A 15,631-nucleotide genomic window follows, 5' to 3' on the forward strand; every position below is an offset into this window, starting at 1 on the left:
TCGCTCCACGAGAAAACCCGTTCGGAGTTCCAGCGTAACGTGAGATTTTAAAGCGAGATATAGGACCTTAGTCCACTAGCGGCGTCACAACAGGATGGAATTGCGCCGGCCTCCCTCCCGCGCAATCCCGATCGGGGCAATGCAACCTTATAGGTCGTCGGCTGCGTCCATGCCGACCTTTTCCGCGAGCCGGACCAGTTGGGCAATCGATCGCGCCTTCATCTTCTTCATCACCCGGGCGCGATGAATCTTGATGGTCTTTTCAGCCGCGCCAAGATCGCTGGCGACCTGTTTGTTCAGACGCCCTGTCAATAAGAGCGCCATGACTTCACGCTCGCGGTGCGTGAGACAATCGAGCCGTTCCTGCAGCTCAGCCTTTTCGCTCCTCTTCGCCCACTCCATGCAAGCGACCTTTAGCGCGCGGTCCACCGCGGCAAGCAGGAGAGACTGACATACCGGCTTGGGCAGAAAATCGAGCGCACCACCCTTCATTGCTTCAACGCTCGACCCGACATCGCCGTGCCCGGTCAGAAAAACGATAGGCAAGAGCTGATTGAGATTGCGCTGCACTTCAAGCCCCGACATGCCCGGCATCTGCAAATCCAGAATGAGGCATGCAGGTACGCTGGCGAGGTCGGCTCTATCCAGAAAAGCTTCGGGACTGTCGAAAGTTTCAACCAGATAACCGGATACGCGAAGCAGTCGGGAGAGCGCGCATCGCACCTGCTCGTCGTCGTCCACGATGAAAACACGCGCGGTGTCCGGATTTATGACGCCCCCCGGGGATCCCTTCGTACAGCCGCTTTCTGAGGCAACATTATGTGAAACGACGCTCCCTTGCACTCGTTGTTCTCCGCCCATAACCAGCCTCCGTGCGCTGTGACGATCGTGCGGCTGATGGAAAGACCAAGACCGAGTCCCTGGGGCTTCGTCGAAAAGAATGGCCTGAATATTTTATTCATCTTGTCGACGGTCAACCCTTGACCTCGATCCTTCACCGTAATGCGTACTCCGCCCCCGACCCCCTCTCGCACCGTTGTTTCGATGACGCGTTCAGCCGGATCGCAATCCTTCACCGCGTCGAAGGCGTTCAGCAGCAGATTGAGCAACACCTGCTGCAGTTGAACCCTGTCGCCGAACAACGTCTGCAGATTGTCGGCGATGTCGAATTCCGTGCGAACTTCCCGCGCTACTGCGTCGCTATGTACGAGCAGGGCGATGTCCCGGACCACATCGCCGATATCTACCGGCTGCAGCTCAAGGTCACCTTTTCGTACCATCGTCCGGATCTTCTGGATAACTTCACTCGCGCGCCGATTATCCAGAATGATATCGCCCAATGTCTCACGGAGTTCCGCCGTATTGACCTTCTCCGACTCGATCAATTTCTGCGCCGCTTGCGCGTTGCTCAAGATAGCGGTAAGCGGCTGATTCAGCTCGTGTGCGAGAGAACTCGCTAGTTCTCCCAAAGATGAAACCCGCACCAGATGGGCCATCTCCTTGCGGTTTTGATCCACTTCGCGGCAGGCCACGAGCCCTGCTATGGCAATGATCTGCAAACCCTGATCAGACGCGCTGTATCTGCTGGTATCGGCTTCCACGTGAAAACCTTCCCCGTCGCGCCGGCGCGCGACCAGCACCTGTGTCGTTGCACGATCGGCGCTCCTGTGACGGGTGCCGCGGTCTTCGGCCATGGAATCGCAACCCTGCCAGGCATGGACCGGAAACAGCATCTCGATCGGTGCGCCGGTCAATTCTTCGCTGGTGTAGCCGAACAGTTCTATCGCTCTGGCGTTCGCAAAGACTATCTGATTTTTCCGATCGAGCGTAAGCATCGCGAGCGGCAACATTTCAAGCGCGTCCCGCAAATGAATTCTTTCGTCCAGAATCCCGCGCCTGCCGCAGCGTTCCGCTTGCAGACCGGCCGCGCTTGCGCCTGCATGTGCGTGCCGTCCCGGCTTTGCATTGGCAAGCTCGCGCTCATTGGCAGCAATCCATTTTTCGGGCTGATCCGCAACGTCGCCGAAAAACGCCAATGATTTCGCGCCTGGTGTTCTCAGCCGCCAATATGCTCGTTCCCGAGGCGAACGGGCGCTGATGGGTGAGGCACGCGACTGGCGGTGGACATCTCGAGGCGGGCGCAGTCGGGCCATATAGCAGCAGGCCATGGCGATACCGACCATGCCTTGCACCAGGTCTTTGCCACGCACGATCAGATTGATCACTGGTCTCTCCGTCACCAATGTTGAGTGCATGTCCAAAGTCGCCGTCTCGCCACGTGCGGATTCGGTCAACTATACTGATTCTTAGCGTTGAACCTGGAGCATCGGTAACTTGAAAACAGTATAGAGCCTCAGGCAAGGATGTGAAGGTTTATGAAAGACTTTTTTGAAAGTTGCAATCCCTGCCCGATGCGCACTGTAAGAAAACTCGCTAGCACTTATCTGAACGTTGAAAAGCCTTGCTAAATACAATGAAGCGGTGCATCTCCTCGTGTGAATCGAGCACGGGCCAGCGCACATGCAAGTATGCCCTTACCGGGCACCGTGAATTCGCGTCATATAGTGATCAGCGGACAATATCCAGACGGCAACGGGCCGGAACGTCTAAAGGACTATTTAGATATATCCCGCGCGTCGTCGTATTGCCACCAGCGGATGTACAACACGCTTTTTATTCGGAAAAGATCGGTGTGCATTGCGTGAATCAGATTATGAGTCTCCTGATAAAATCGCCCCCACCACGCCGTCAATAACGAATCATTGCGCGCGCCAAATGATAATAAAGACGTGCCGACCTGGTCAGCTCACGAATGTTGAGCGCATCGTACCGCGCCGTCCGCTATGCAGAGATTCGAATCAATATGGCATTCCTTAAGCATGCTGATTAACTTTGTATGCCAGCGCGCGTAGCGCACGCTTACAGATCGAGTTTGGTCACCTTCGTTCCGGCGAGCGACAGATCCGCCATCAGACCGACGTTGGTCAAGACGAGCGCAACCACTTGTGAGGTCGCTGATGTTGTATCTATCGCGCCGTTGGCACCCATTTTCGCGACCGAGACTCCTGTGTCGGCTCCAGCCGACCACCCCGCCGACTTGCGGAAACCGTCCAGCGCGGATTGCGTCATGAAGAGAAATATGACCGCGGTCGACTGGACCCCCGCCTGGAGTCCGAATGAAGCGGAGGTCGTGTTGTAGTAGCCGACTGTCGCGCCACCCACTCGCAACGCACCCTCGCCGTGCTCGGCGCCGACGACGAAGGCCGCCTTTTTCACCGATGGGAAAACCAGCACCCCTTGAGCCTTCGAGACCAGTTCACTCGAACCTTTTACTGTCGTGGCCAATCGTGACAACGTGCCGTCCACGGCTGCATTGATCTCTTGCCGCTTTGCCGCGTCAGTTTCAGGACTCTTGCCGCTGCCGGATGTCGCGGTGCACCCCGTCAAAGTCAAACTCGCGGCGGCGCTTGAAATCGCGATCTTTTGCATAAAATTCCGTCTGTTCATTATCGACCTCCATTGTGGTTACAGTGCGGACTGCCAGCTCGATTTCTGGCCGCTTTGTTCCCTGCCCAATCGCGATCCAATGGTTGCCCGCAATCCGGCTCGCCTTACTGGCTCATCCAGCGAGCAACGCAGCGGTGCACAATCACCCGTGAAGTCCTCACGCGGCTGCCGCTCCTGTCCTCATGGCACAGACGAGCAGTCTCCCGCGAACATGCAAACTGTCGCGTCTTCGATGAACGGGCGCGTCGGTGGCGACGTCTCCAATTACATAATGTCACGCTGCGACAATCGGAAAATCGGACCTTGGTCTTACGCCGGGCGACCTGATCGGCGGTCGCGGCGTGGGGAGCCGAGCACGTGAGGTTGTAGCCGGCCCGGTACGCGGTCCGGGAGAGCCGCGTTTGCTTTATCCTCCCAACGCGATGATTGCCATGGTCAGCAGTACGCCGAGCGCTGCCATGGCCAATCCCGCTTTCCATTCACCGAACCCGGAATGACGGCCCAGCGCTATTCCGCTGCCAAACAGGATGACGATCGTCAATGCACGCGAGACGATCAAGGCAGTCGGGACGTGGCTGAACACGACGAACGGCAAGGCAACCGGAAACGTCGAGGAGACCACGATAAGAAAGATGGCCAACGCTGCGACCATGTCAGCCCGCAAAAAGCGCGGCCGTTGCGGTAAATCCGGGATGGCGGCAATGCGCGCCCGGATGAGTTCCAGTTCCGTATCGGCGATCAGCGGCGCGACCCACCTGGGCAATGCGGCACGAAGCGCGCGAACTCCCGCCGCCGCATCCGGCTCATGTCTCACGGTCAGCGCAAGCCTCAGCCGCCGGCCGCGATTCGTCAGCGTGCGGACCAGAAACATGACCGCATCGGCGAGGCCCCACGCGAGGTTGCAGCCAAGCGCCGTATAAAACATTTTCCGCCCGGCACCTTCGCCGGCTGTGACGGCCGACACGGCGCCGACAAACGTTAGCGCCATAAACAGGCCAAAACACAATTCGGACACCCGATCGACGGTGTCCAGAACCGGCTCGCGGGTATCGATGTTTCCCTGATCCATCAGGCCGATAGCGTACATGAGGTCTCTCGCCGCGGTTGGCATGTGTTTATCGTCCACTTGGCCGAACGCGCTCATGGCATGCCGACACTCGGCGGCGGGCGAATGCCGCCGGAGGGTGAGTTTTCGTCGCGCCGATCACGAACGCGGCAGCAGTCCCAATGCTGTTGCGGCGACGACAAGTGCCTCTTCGTTGGTGGCGATGGCGCTGTTCGAATCAGCACGTGGACATAGCATGGCGACGCCCGTCGGATCGACGATCCAATGGCGGACTCCAGCAAGATACTGCGCACGCTTTAGCGACGATATTGGACCAAAGTCGTATGGCCTTCCGGTGTCCGGCGTCCTACCTTGCTAAAGGATCACGGGAAAATTATGCAGGTCACGTCCGCGCGGAGATATGGGAATGGCGAAGACTCGGGGGAAAGAAGTGCCTTCCGCGGAAGGCAACGCTCTCTCTTACAAGGAATACCGGAAGGCGTTGTTTGATCTGCACGTTGAACTGGTCAAGCTTCAGCAATGGGTCGTGCAAACGGGAAGCAAGATCTGCATCGTGTTCGAAGGACGCGACGGCGCCGGTAAGGGCGGCACGATCAAGGCGATTACCGAACGGGTGAGTCCGCGGGTATTTCGCGTGGTTGCGTTGTCTGCGCCAAGTGAACGCGAGAAGAGCCAGATGTACTTGCAACGTTACGTGCCGTACCTGCCGGCGGCGGGAGAAGTTGTGATCTTCGATCGCAGCTGGTACAACCGCGCGGGGGTCGAGCGAGTGATGGGTTTCTGTTCCGACGAGGACGTCGCGACCTTTTTCAAGGCGGTGCCGCTTGTCGAGCGTGCGATCGTCCATTCGGGGGTGATCCTGCTTAAATACTGGCTGGAGGTCAGCCCCGAAGAACAGACGCGCCGCCTCGAAGCTCGCATCCACGACGGACGCAAGGTCTGGAAGTTGACGGAAATGGATCTGAAATCCTATAGCCGATGGTATGACTACTCCCGTGCACGCGACGCGATGTTCGAGGCGTCGGACACCGATATCGCTCCGTGGTATGTAGCTAATTCGAACGACAAGCGGCGCGTGCGGCTCAATATCATCAGCGACGTGCTCGGAAGAATTCCTTATCAGGAAACGCCGCGCAAGAAAATTACGCTGCCGAAGAGACAAAAACCCGATGGCTATAAAGATCCGGACTATCCGTTCAAGTACATAGCCGAGCGTTTCTGACCCGGGAGCCTCACGAGACTCGGCGATGGCAAATGCCGGAACTCGACGCCGGACTTCCGGGTGTCCATCGTGTTGCGCGCGCGTCAAGCCGTCAGGTAGTAGTCCCGGAACTGATCCCTCAGCTGGTTCTTGAGCACCTTGCCGGTTGCACCGAGAGGAAGGGCTTCTACAAACACGACGGCATCGGGCTTCCACCACTTCGCGACCCGGCCGTCAAAAAATTCGAGCAACTCGTCGGTTCCAAGCACGCTCTCCGGCTTCTTTACGATCAACAGCAACGGGCGCTCGTCCCATTTCGGATGCCTCGCGGCGATGCACACGGCGCTCGCCACTCCCGGGTGCAGGCAGGCCACGTTCTCGATGTCGATCGAACTGATCCATTCCCCGCCGGATTTGATGACGTCCTTGCTGCGGTCGGTGATCTGCATGAAGCCGTCGGGATCGATCTTCGCCACGTCACCGGTCGGAAACCACCCATCGCATAGCGGCGACGCATCTTCGCCGCCGAAGTAACCGGACGTCACCCACGGCCCGCGCACCTGCAGGTCGCCCGTTGCCTGAGAGTCCCATGGCAACTCCTTGCCGTCCGGGCCCACGATTCGCATGTCGATGCCGAACACGGCGCGGCCCTGCCTGGCTTGGATAGCGTAGCGCTGCTGCGCCGGCAACGACAGGTGGTGCCCTTTGAAGCTGCAAACCGTGCCGACCGGGCTCAGCTCCGTCATCCCCCACGCATGCAGGACGTCGACCTGGTAGCGCTCCTGGAATTCCGCCGTCATCGCCGTCGGGCACGGCGCGCCTCCCACGATCGTGCGGCGCATGGAAGTAAACGTCGTGCCACGCTCGGCCGCATGTCGAAGCAGTCCCTGCCAGACAGTCGGGACACCGGCGGAGAGCGTGACCTGTTCTGCCTCGATCAGCTCATAGAGCGATTTACCGTCGAGAGCGGGACCCGGGAACACGAGCTTGGCGCCGACCATGCATGCGATATAAGGCAGACCCCATGCGTTCACATGAAACATGGGGACGACCGGGAGGATCACGTCGCGCGCTGAACAGTTCAGTGAATCGGGCAACGCCGCTGCGTAGGTGTGCAGAAGCGTTGAACGATGACTGTAGAGCACCCCTTTCGGATTGCCGGTGGTCCCTGACGTGTAGCACAGGGAAGAGGCATGGTTCTCGTCGAGGAGCGGCCAGGCGAAGTCGTCGTTGTGACCGTCGATGAGATCTTCGTAGCACAGCAACATGATCGGCAGGTCGTGCATTGCCGGCATGTTTGCGCGGTCGGTCATCGCGACAAATACCCTCGGGCTCTTGATACGCGAGGCGACAGACTCGATCAGCGGGAGGAAGGTCAGGTCGAAGAAGATGACGCGATCGTCGGCATGATCGATGATGTAGGCGATCTGATCGACGTGCAGCCTGGGGTTGAGCGTGTGGAGTACGGCGCCGGAACCCGACACCGCAAAGTACAACTCCATGTGGCGGTAGCCGTTCCATGCCAGCGTACCGACGCGCTCACCTTGAGCAATGCCGAGCCCGGCAAGGGCGTTGGCCAGCTTTCTGGCGCGTTGCGCAAGATCGAGATAGCGATAGCGGTGAATGTCGCCTTCGACCCGTCGCGACACGATTTCCTGCCCGGCGTGATGCCGTTCGGCATGGGTGAGCAGCGATGCGACCAGCAGCGGTTGCTGCATCATCAAACCATACATGAGTATCTTCCTCATTTGTCCAGATTCAGCTTGATTGCGCGTGACACGCATCTGCCGTGGTATCGCCGACGGTGAGTTCGAGCCTGCCGGCGACGTTCCGGATGGGAAAGGTCACAAGACTCAAACCGCCTTTGCCCGGCATGCAACCGGTCGCGACGTCAAAACGAAGGCCGTGGGCGGGGCAGCGAAGCAGGCGCCCTTCGATCTGCCCGCCTGCAAGCGATGCGCCGTTGTGCGGACAGGCGTTGTCGACCGCGCAGAGCTCACCGTCGACGTTCAGGAGCACGACACTGCGACCCTCAACGAAGACCAGCTTGCGTTGTCCTGGGGCAAGTTCATCGGCCGATCCGACCGGTATCTGGCGTGACATTATCTGTTCTCCCGATCACGGGCCCGACGCAACATGGCTTCCATGTCACATCAGCTCGCGGATCAGGGTGTCCGCCTGCGGCCAGTCGCCATAGCCGGCCGCGGGGTTCAGGTGCCCGACCTCCCCGAGGTCGACGAGACGGCTGCCCCAGTCTGCCGCCATACCGGCAGCGCGATCAAACCCTGCAAGCGGATCGTTGCGGCTGGCGCCGAGAATACTCGGGAACGGCAGCGGTTGACGCGGAAACGGCAGCCACCCCTGTTCTTCGAGTACGTCCAGCGTCGGGTAACCGGCGGGCATGTTAACTTCCAGGTCCGCCGGCGTGGCCAGCAGCGCGCCCTGGATCGGGCGGTTGTGGTGCCGCGCCCAGTGCACGGTAATCATGACGCCGGCGCTGTGAGCGACCAGTACGATCGGGCCATCGATCTTCGCGATGGCCTCGTCCAGCGCCGCGACGCGCGCCGCGCAGCTGAGCTTGTCCTGCTCGAGCGGCGGCACCGAAGCCGTTTTGGGAAGACGAGCCTGCAGCAGTGTCTGCCAGTGTTCGGCGACATGGTCACGCAGACCGGGCACGACGAGTACGGTAGGTGCGGTATTGAGCGTCACGACGCGGAGTCCTTCAGGTTAGTACGGCTTGTCGCCAATAATTCCGGCTCGCTCCATCTTTCGATGGCACGGCGCGTAATCCATCACGGCGTAGTGCTGCGTGGAGCGGTTGTCCCATATGGCGATGCTGTTCGGCTTCCAGCGCCAGCGCACCTGGTACTCCGGGATGTACGCCTGGCTGATCAGATAACGCAGCAGATCGGAGGCGCCCGGATTGGCGTCCTGGCCAAAGCGCACGCGCGCCGGCGTGTGGTAGTTCGTCAAGTGCGTGGTGAACGCATTGACAAACAGCACTTTCTCGCTCGTCTCGGGGTGCGTGCGCACGACCGGATGCTCGGCGTCGGGATACTGCGCCTTCAATGCATGCCGCTTCTCGATCGGCATCACGGCGCCGAAGCTCGCTTCGATGCTGTGACGTGCGCGCAGGTCGGCGATCTGCTCCTTCACGTGCGACGGCAGGTTCTGATACGCGAGCACCATGTTCGCCCACATCGTGTCGCCGCCAACCGGCGGGCATTCCACGCAGCGCAGCACGGCGCCGAACTGCGGGGCTTCGCGCCACGTGGTGTCGGAATGCCACGCGTTTTCGTAGCGGTCGTTGGGCTGATCCGGCGACTTGTAGATTCGCACGAGGCCCGGATGCTCCGGATCGCTGCCCGCGACCGGGTGGTCCTCCAGCTCGCCGAAGCGGCGCGCGAAAGCAACATGCTCAGCACGGCTAATGTCCTGATCGCGCAGGAACAGGACACGGTGCCTGAGCAGGTTCGCCCGGATCTCGGCAAAGAGGCCGTCGTCGTGGATCGCGTCGGCGAGCTTGACACCCACCAGTTCGGCGCCAATGGCGTTAGTGAGTTGTTCGACAAGCATGGTGCCCTCCTTAGATGACGAAGACCGATGAACCCGTTGTCTTGCGCGATTCGACATCACGGTGCGCTTGCGCGGCATCCTCGAGCGCATAGCGCTGGTTGATCTCGATCTTGATACGGCCAGCCGCAACGTGGCCGAAAATTTCCCCGGCCAGGTCCGACTTTTCGGCGGGGTCGGCGATGTAGTCGGCGAGCGCCGGACGGGTCAGGTACGGCGATCCTTTCATTGCCAGGATCTGCGGATTGAATGCCGGAATCGGCCCCGATGCCGTGCCGACGCAAACAATCAGGCCGCGGCGCTTGACCGAATTCAGAGTCGCTTCAAAGGTATCCTTGCCGACACTGTCGAACACCACATTGACCCCGACGCCATCGGTCAGCTCGCGTACGCGCGCGGCGACGTCTTCATGGCTGTAGTTGATGGTGTGTTCGCAGCCATGCGCGCGGGCGACTTCCGCCTTGGCTTCGTTCGAAACCGTGCCGATCACCGTGAGCCCCAGCAGTTTGGCCCACTGCGATACGATCAGCCCGACGCCGCCCGCGGCGGCATGAAGCAGAATCGTATTGCCGGGTTTGAAGTCATAGATGCGCCGCATCAGATACGACGAGGTCAAGCCGCGCATCGTCATGGCTGCCGCCGTCTCGCAGGCAATGTCGTCAGGCAGCTTGATCAGCGGTGCCGCCGGACACAGGCGCTCCGTGCTGTAGGCGCCAAGCGTGTTGATAAAGCCCGTGTAGGTGACACGATCACCTACCGCGACGTTCGTCACGCCCTCGCCCACTGCTTCGACCACGCCGGCTGCTTCCACACCCATGCCGGCAGGCAGCGGAACCGGATACAGTCCGGAGCGGAAATAGGTGTCCGCGAAATTCAGGCCCACTGCTTCATGGCGCAGGCGAACCTGCCCCGGCCCCGGATCGCCGACTTCAACGTCCTCGTAACGCAAGACCTCAGGGCCGCCGGTTTCATGAAAGCGGACTGCTTTCGCCATGATTCGTTCTCCAGTTTATTGCTCGATTTACAGAAGGGGAATGCGCCTGCCGGAGAACGTTACGTCTCGGCGGAGGCGTCGATTACCGCAAAGTGTCCAGGTACTGCTTTCTTGACCGGATTTAACCGACCGCGCCGCCGCATCATCAGGCGGACGACGCGGCAAGCGCGAGCGAGCCGCTCAGAGCGAGGCCTTCTCACGTAGTGTATTCACGAGGTCGAGGTCGCGCCTGTAGCTGCGACGGCCAATGGCGAACGCGATCGCCGCGAACAGCGGCGCCAGCGGGACCAGTTGCAAGGCGCCGAGCAAGCCGATCCGGTCTGCGACGATGCCCGTAAGAATAGCCGCGGGCGCCAGCCCCAGCAGGTTGTTGGCCAGTGTCAGGGTGGCGAACGCTGAAGCGTGGATCGACGGCGGGGTAAGGTTCGCCACCATGGCGCCCGAGGGCCCCGTCGCGCCGGCACAGAAGAACATGCCGCAACCGATCAGGACGAGTTGCAACCGGCCGGCCGGCAGTTGGAAAGCGATGCCGAGCAGGACGCAGCACAACAAGCAGTACACGATCGCGGTCAGCCACTTTCTTTGTACGACCTTCCTGTTGAGCCGGTCGGAGAGCCAGCCGCACACGATCATGCCAAGGCCGGTCACGAGTACGAAGACCGCACCATGCACGGCGGCCTTATCCGGCGCCATGCCGTAATAGCGATTCAGGAAGCTCGGCATCCATGACCACACGGCCGCCGGCACGAGCAGATGCATACCGCTGCCCACATAGGCACAAACGACGGCCTTCGTGGAAAACAGCCCCTTCATCAGCGCGCGGAAGCTCATCCGCACGCCAAGGTTACCCTTGTGCCCGGCGGTCGCCGGCTGCAGTGTCGCCAGCCTTTTCTCCGTGACAACACAACGGTAAATGACAACCAGCGCGATACCGACGCAAGCCATCGCGCCGAACGACCAGCGCCATCCAAGGTGGGTCGCGACAGCGCCGCCCAGCGCCATGCCCATCACGGAGCCAAACGCGCCGCCTGCCATGAAAGTGGCGGTGAGCGTGGCGCGCAGACGCGGCGGAAAAATGCTCAGGACTAGCGCGATGCCCACACTTCCGTAGGCCGCCTCGCCAATACCGACACACGCGCGTGCGAGCAACATCTCGCCGTAAGTCGTCGAGATGGCACATCCGAGCGTCGCGAGACTCCACAGCGCCGCCATCAGTACGATGCTTTTGACGCGGCCCCAGCGATCCGCGAGCACCGAAAGCGGAAAGGTCAGCACGCCAACCATGAGTGCCACCACGCTGCTCAGCGAGCCGAGCTTCGTGTCAGAGAGATTCCATGCGGACTTGATAAACGGAAAGACCGCGTTGAGGACCTGGCGCGACATATAGTCGGAAAGCAGCAGGCCGATCGTGAGCGCGCATACCACCCATGCGTAGGCCGGTATCCCGGATTGTGTTGCTGAAACATCGCCCGTCGTGGGCTCAGCATGCTGTAAAAGCATTTCGTCTCCTCCGCGTCTCGCGCGTCCGGCGCCCTTTTCCCATGATGGACAAAAAAGGGGCCGATATTTGTGTCGCCCCCCGATGCGTGCCGGGGAGCCTCCTTCTTCAATCACCGTCGACGCGCAATATCGTGCCGTTGGCGAGTCCCACCCTGTTACGCGACGCGCAGGGGCAGGTTTTTCACCCCTGCCTTGCGACTCGGCGCCATGCCGTTGGCCGCGAGGGTCTCGTCCACCGTTTTGTATTGCACGCCGATCTTGTAGATCTCGCGCGCTTCCTTGCCGCTCGCGATTTCACGGCCCAGTTCGCGTGCCACACGCACGCACTGCTCGATCTGCTGCACCGAGCTCATCCGATTGCCGTGCTGGTCGATGATCGTGTCCTCGATTCCGCAGCGCGGGTGCAGGCCCATGGCCATCGCCATCATGTTGAACGGCAACACGTTCTTCAACAGCGACTCGGCCGTGACCGTGCCGCCGTCCGGCGCACGGTGGATGAAGTTGAAGAAGTTGAACGGGTTCGGACCGTCAAAGCCGCCGCCGATGCCGATCCACGTCAGGTTCAGCGGCCCCTTGTAGGCGCCCTTGCGTACCAGGCGATCGAGCGTTTCGAGCGCATGAATGCCGGTGAGCTGGAAGTGCGGCTGGATGCCCGATGCCTGCAGGCGGCGCAGATGTTCCTCAACCCAGGCCGGTCCCGCGGGCACCGTCATTTCGCTATAGGCGGCCATGAGCGCAGGATTGGCCAGCGACGTACCTTCCAGGTACTCCGGATAGAGCAATTCCATGATGTTCATCTGCGTGGTGTTGATCGCGACCGTCACCTGATCGGGCTTCGGGTCGAGATCGGCCAGCATATGACGCGTGTCGTCGGACAGCCACTTCGCGGCCTGGCCGTCGTCTTCCGGTGCAAACGAGATCGAGCCGCCCACCTGGATGATCATGTCCGGAACGGCAGCGCGCACGCCCGCGATCAGTTCGTTGAACTTCGACAGGCGCTTGGAGCCCTTGCCATCCAGTTCGCGTACGTGCAGGTGCAGCACGGTCGCGCCCGCGTTGTAGCAGTCGACGGCCTTCTGGATCTGCTCTTCCATCGTCACCGGAATGTCTTCGGGAAAATCCTCAGGCGCCCATTCCGGTCCGTACGGAGCCGTCGTAATGACTACCTTGTGCTGATTCTCCGGGTGCAGCGAGTCGTCGAGAAATTGCATCGTTTCCTCCAGAAATAGTTGGATGTTTTTCTTCGGCGCCGGGTGCAGGTCGACGCGTCAGGAAATAAATCAGTAAGGCGAAGATACGGCAATCCGGCGATACGGATTTCGTTTCCGACGACATTGTTTTATGATTTGACGACACCGCGCGTTAACACCAATCCCGCGCCGATGGACTTCGCGCGTGAGGAATGGAAGGAGATCGAATGCAAAGCATGGTGAGGTCGTCGACACTGCACGGGTATTTCGACGTGGTGAGAGGCTTGGGCCTCAACCCCTACGAACTTGTGCAGGCGGTCGGTCTCGACGCCGTGGCGCTGGCGAACCCTGAGGAACGGATTCCGGCTGACGGTGCCTGCCGGTTGCTCGAAGCGACTGCGGAGAAAGCGTCGTGTTTGACACTGGGGCTGCGGATCGCGCAAACCCGCCAGCAGTTCGGCAGTGGCGTCGTCAACGTTCTGCTCGCCCACAAGCGCACGCTTCGCGAGGTGCTACTGGCGGCGGCGCAGTACCGCTATCTGCTCAATGAGGCGCTGGGTGTGTACGTCGAAACGACCGGCGACACGGTGACGATCCGCGAAGAGATTGTGGCCGAACCGGGCACCCGGACAGTCCAGGCGATCGAACTGGCCGTCGGCGTGCTGGCCCGCCATTCCAGCGCGCTCCTCGGTGCCCACTGGAAACCGCACAGTGTGCATTTCACCCATGCGGCGCCGCCTGACCTGACCTTCCATCGCCGGTTCTTCGGCTGTCCGATCACATTTGAAAGCGACTTCAACGGATTCGTTTGTGCGGCAGCGGACCTCGATTATCCGAATCCGAATGCAGACCCCGTGCTGGTCCGTTATGCGGAAAGCCTCGCCAATCCGCTCAACGATACGGCGGCAGATTCTATTGCGCTGGACGTGCGCAAGACGATTTACCTGCTATTGCCCCTCAGTCAGGCTTCAATCGAACTGGTGGCGCGACAACTGAATCTGACCGTGCGCACCCTGCAGCGCCAGCTTGATTCAGCCGGCTCCCGTTTCTCGGGCATCGTTGAAGAAGTTCGGCGCGATCTTGCCGTGCGCTACCTGCTCAACCCGCGTTATCCGATCGGCCGGGTCGCAGCCCTGTTGGGCTACACAAACCAGGGGGCGTTTACGGTCTGGTTCCAGAAGCGTTTTGGTCTGACGCCCCGTGACTGGCGCAGTCGCCACCGCAAGTGAAAACGTACCGTGTCGTGGTGCAACCGGATGCCGCGATGGCCCATGCGACATGGCACAACGCCACATGCGCCGTTCGTTCAGAAGCTATGGCGCAAGCCGATCATGGCCGCCGTTGTTGTCAGGCCTGGAGCCACCGGCTGACCGTAGACGATCGTCTGGTTCATGGTCCCTTTGTTCACGACGTGACCGACCTGACCGTAAACCATGGTTCTGACGGAGAGCTTGTATTCGGCTCCGAGCGCAATTTCCGTCGAGCGATTTGCCGAATTATTCTTGTCTTTCAGGTAGTAGAGACCCGAAGTCACCTGAAGCGTCGGGTTGAAGCGATAACCCAAGCCCGCGGAAAAGAGATCGATATTGACCTGATTGGAATGCGCAGGATTCCTGCCGTTGCTGTACGACGCCGATACCGAGAATCCGTGGAGCGTATAAAGTGCGCCGAGATACACGAACTGGTTGTTGTCGAGGCCGGTCAACGGCGCACCGGGAGCCGGATTCGTATCGTGTCCGTTGTAGTACACAGCGGACAGGCTCAGACCGTAGTTCGCGTATTTGAGCACGGCGGACTCGCGCGTTCCCCCCTGAAACTGCCCTGCCACGCCGCCGGGTGCGTACTCCAATCCGATCGAAGCGCCGCCGAAAGAGGGCGACTGGTAAACCAGTGCGTTGCTGTCATACAGTGCGCCGATTGGCGCATTGGTGCTGGTGCCCGGCCAACCGGCTGACTGGTTCATACCCAGCCACGCGGTCAGGATACTGCCGAAGTATTGGGAGGACCGTACATCCGTCTCGGCCATGGCATAGATCATCGGGATGATCTGCCGGCCCGCGTTGAACGTGCCGAACGGTCCCGATACGCCGACGGTCGCAAACTGGTTGAACGCAGCCGCGACACCTGGTGTATCGCTAAGGCCGAATTTGCCGGTGCTGCTGTCGAACGAACCCTGGAGCCTGAAATTGATGTGATAGCCGCCGCCGATATCTTCGCTACCCTTGATTCCCCACAGGCTCGAATAAATGCCGCCGTCCTTGAGCCGGTACACCGATCCCGTATTCGGCGCCTTCGGATTAAACGACGCTGCGGCAGTACTCTGATACAGGAAGCCCGAATCGAGGATGCCGTAAAGCGTCACCGAAGATTGCGCTTGAGCGGCGCAGGCGAATGTGGCGAGCGCTGCCGCGCCGATCAGTTTCATCTTCATTTTGTCTCCTTCCTGATAGTTTTGTTTCGACTGCGGCCGGCCAGCCCTTCCCCGCAATGAACTCAAGTCGCGTAGGTGTGACGGAATTCGCCGCATTGTGGCGCGTCGTTCAGGGAAGAATACGTAAAGGAGTTCGTACAGGCCCCTCCCAAAGCGGGAGGGGCAGAAC

Annotated in this window: 14 protein-coding genes; 2 read left to right on the plus strand and 12 right to left on the minus strand. The window is 60.4% G+C overall.

Going from position 1 to position 15,631, the window contains the following annotated elements:
* Positions 1-147 precede the first annotated feature (147 nt).
* From B0G73_RS03295 to B0G73_RS03310, 4 genes are all read right to left on the minus strand, one after another.
* The gene (locus B0G73_RS03295) at positions 148-771 is read right to left on the minus strand and encodes a response regulator (RefSeq protein ID WP_258193171.1); all 624 of its coding nucleotides are present in this window, start codon (positions 769-771) and stop codon (positions 148-150) included.
* Entirely contained in the window at positions 768-2,225 is a 1,458-nt protein-coding gene (locus tag B0G73_RS03300; RefSeq protein ID WP_106277884.1) for a nitrogen regulation protein NR(II), read from the minus strand. The genes B0G73_RS03295 and B0G73_RS03300 overlap by 4 nt, the downstream gene beginning before the upstream one ends.
* Before the next feature lie 694 nt (positions 2,226-2,919).
* Positions 2,920-3,507, minus strand: a complete 588-nt coding sequence (locus tag B0G73_RS03305) for a YSC84-related protein (protein WP_106277886.1) — start codon at positions 3,505-3,507, stop codon at positions 2,920-2,922.
* Positions 3,508-3,913: 406 nt separating this feature from the next.
* A complete protein-coding gene (locus tag B0G73_RS03310) occupies positions 3,914-4,594 on the minus strand; it encodes a hypothetical protein (RefSeq protein WP_106278377.1) in 681 nt (226 codons plus the stop codon).
* A gap of 385 nt (positions 4,595-4,979) precedes the next feature.
* Here B0G73_RS03310 and ppk2 point away from each other — a divergent pair, with 385 nt between their 5' ends.
* On the plus strand, positions 4,980-5,795 hold the full coding sequence (gene ppk2 / locus B0G73_RS03315; RefSeq protein ID WP_106277888.1) for a polyphosphate kinase 2: 816 nt from the start codon (positions 4,980-4,982) through the stop codon (positions 5,793-5,795).
* An 83-nt stretch (positions 5,796-5,878) separates the two neighbouring features.
* Here ppk2 and B0G73_RS03320 read toward each other — a convergent pair whose 3' ends face one another.
* The 7 genes from B0G73_RS03320 to B0G73_RS03350 form a co-directional block, all read right to left on the minus strand.
* Entirely contained in the window at positions 5,879-7,507 is a 1,629-nt protein-coding gene (locus tag B0G73_RS03320; protein WP_106277890.1) for a 3-(methylthio)propionyl-CoA ligase, read from the minus strand.
* Positions 7,508-7,532: 25 nt separating this feature from the next.
* On the minus strand, positions 7,533-7,877 hold the full coding sequence (locus B0G73_RS03325) for a Rieske 2Fe-2S domain-containing protein (protein WP_106277892.1): 345 nt from the start codon (positions 7,875-7,877) through the stop codon (positions 7,533-7,535).
* A gap of 45 nt (positions 7,878-7,922) precedes the next feature.
* Positions 7,923-8,483, minus strand: a complete 561-nt coding sequence (locus tag B0G73_RS03330; protein ID WP_106277893.1) for an alpha/beta hydrolase — start codon at positions 8,481-8,483, stop codon at positions 7,923-7,925.
* Positions 8,484-8,501: 18 nt separating this feature from the next.
* Complete coding sequence (locus B0G73_RS03335; RefSeq protein ID WP_106277895.1) at positions 8,502-9,350, minus strand: TauD/TfdA family dioxygenase; 849 nt, start codon at positions 9,348-9,350, stop codon at positions 8,502-8,504.
* Between the two features lie 10 nt (positions 9,351-9,360).
* Positions 9,361-10,341 (minus strand): quinone oxidoreductase, encoded by a 981-nt coding sequence (locus B0G73_RS03340; RefSeq protein ID WP_106277897.1) that lies wholly within the window; start codon positions 10,339-10,341, stop codon positions 9,361-9,363.
* Positions 10,342-10,521: 180 nt separating this feature from the next.
* Positions 10,522-11,841, minus strand: coding sequence for an MFS transporter (locus tag B0G73_RS03345; RefSeq protein WP_106277899.1), 1,320 nt, complete (start codon positions 11,839-11,841; stop codon positions 10,522-10,524).
* Positions 11,842-11,996: 155 nt separating this feature from the next.
* Positions 11,997-13,052: a 3-keto-5-aminohexanoate cleavage protein gene (locus B0G73_RS03350; protein WP_106277901.1), complete on the minus strand. Its 1,056-nt coding sequence runs from the start codon at positions 13,050-13,052 to the stop codon at positions 11,997-11,999.
* A 206-nt stretch (positions 13,053-13,258) separates the two neighbouring features.
* Here B0G73_RS03350 and B0G73_RS03355 point away from each other — a divergent pair, with 206 nt between their 5' ends.
* Positions 13,259-14,260, plus strand: coding sequence for an AraC family transcriptional regulator (locus B0G73_RS03355; RefSeq protein ID WP_106277903.1), 1,002 nt, complete (start codon positions 13,259-13,261; stop codon positions 14,258-14,260).
* 77 nt (positions 14,261-14,337) lie between these two features.
* On the opposite strand, the gene B0G73_RS03360 is transcribed toward B0G73_RS03355, so the two are convergent.
* Positions 14,338-15,462: a porin gene (locus tag B0G73_RS03360; protein ID WP_106277905.1), complete on the minus strand. Its 1,125-nt coding sequence runs from the start codon at positions 15,460-15,462 to the stop codon at positions 14,338-14,340.
* Between the last annotated feature and the right edge of the window lie 169 nt (positions 15,463-15,631).

Source organism: Paraburkholderia sp. BL25I1N1, from assembly GCF_003002025.1.
Classification (GTDB): Bacteria; Pseudomonadota; Gammaproteobacteria; order Burkholderiales; family Burkholderiaceae; genus Paraburkholderia.